Annotated in this window: 1 rRNA gene; it reads right to left on the bottom strand. The window is 52.9% G+C overall.

From position 1 onward, the window contains the following. Nucleotides 1–25: 25 nt before the first annotated feature. Nucleotides 26–1,565: ribosomal RNA gene (locus CWM58_RS27830) — 16S ribosomal RNA — on the bottom strand. Nucleotides 1,566–1,711: the final 146 nt, after the last annotated feature.

Below are 1,711 nucleotides of genomic sequence, written 5' to 3'. Positions count from 1 at the left end.
CACTACAAAGGCAGGTTCTTTAAGGTAAGGAGGTGATCCAACCGCAGGTTCCCCTACGGTTACCTTGTTACGACTTCACCCCAGTCATGAATCACAAAGTGGTAAGCGCCCTCCCGAAGGTTAAGCTACCTACTTCTTTTGCAACCCACTCCCATGGTGTGACGGGCGGTGTGTACAAGGCCCGGGAACGTATTCACCGTAGCATTCTGATCTACGATTACTAGCGATTCCGACTTCATGGAGTCGAGTTGCAGACTCCAATCCGGACTACGACATACTTTATGAGGTCCGCTTGCTCTCGCGAGGTCGCTTCTCTTTGTATATGCCATTGTAGCACGTGTGTAGCCCTGGTCGTAAGGGCCATGATGACTTGACGTCATCCCCACCTTCCTCCAGTTTATCACTGGCAGTCTCCTTTGAGTTCCCGGCCTAACCGCTGGCAACAAAGGATAAGGGTTGCGCTCGTTGCGGGACTTAACCCAACATTTCACAACACGAGCTGACGACAGCCATGCAGCACCTGTCTCACAGTTCCCGAAGGCACCAAAGCATCTCTGCTAAGTTCTGTGGATGTCAAGACCAGGTAAGGTTCTTCGCGTTGCATCGAATTAAACCACATGCTCCACCGCTTGTGCGGGCCCCCGTCAATTCATTTGAGTTTTAACCTTGCGGCCGTACTCCCCAGGCGGTCGATTTAACGCGTTAGCTCCGGAAGCCACGCCTCAAGGGCACAACCTCCAAATCGACATCGTTTACAGCGTGGACTACCAGGGTATCTAATCCTGTTTGCTCCCCACGCTTTCGCACCTGAGCGTCAGTCTTTGTCCAGGGGGCCGCCTTCGCCACCGGTATTCCTCCAGATCTCTACGCATTTCACCGCTACACCTGGAATTCTACCCCCCTCTACAAGACTCTAGCCTGCCAGTTTCGAATGCAGTTCCCAGGTTGAGCCCGGGGATTTCACATCCGACTTGACAGACCGCCTGCGTGCGCTTTACGCCCAGTAATTCCGATTAACGCTTGCACCCTCCGTATTACCGCGGCTGCTGGCACGGAGTTAGCCGGTGCTTCTTCTGCGGGTAACGTCAATCGACAAGGTTATTAACCTCACCGCCTTCCTCCCCGCTGAAAGTGCTTTACAACCCGAAGGCCTTCTTCACACACGCGGCATGGCTGCATCAGGCTTGCGCCCATTGTGCAATATTCCCCACTGCTGCCTCCCGTAGGAGTCTGGACCGTGTCTCAGTTCCAGTGTGGCTGGTCATCCTCTCAGACCAGCTAGGGATCGTCGCCTAGGTGAGCCGTTACCCCACCTACTAGCTAATCCCATCTGGGCACATCTGATGGCATGAGGCCCGAAGGTCCCCCACTTTGGTCTTGCGACGTTATGCGGTATTAGCTACCGTTTCCAGTAGTTATCCCCCTCCATCAGGCAGTTTCCCAGACATTACTCACCCGTCCGCCGCTCGTCACCCGAGAGCAAGCTCTCTGTGCTACCGCTCGACTTGCATGTGTTAGGCCTGCCGCCAGCGTTCAATCTGAGCCATGATCAAACTCTTCAATTTAAGTTTGATGCTCGTGAATTAAACTTCGTAATGAATTACGTATGTTCACTCAGAGACTTGGTATTCATTTTTCGTCCGAGGACGTTAAGAATCCATGTCACTTTGAGTGCCCACACAGATTGTCTGATAAATTGTTAAAGAGCAGT

This window comes from Klebsiella sp. H-Nf2 (assembly GCF_002806645.1).
GTDB classification, from domain to species: domain Bacteria; phylum Pseudomonadota; class Gammaproteobacteria; order Enterobacterales; family Enterobacteriaceae; genus Klebsiella; species Klebsiella variicola.
Note: the sequence above shows the minus strand (reverse complement) of the source record. Positions and strands in the feature narration are given on the sequence as shown.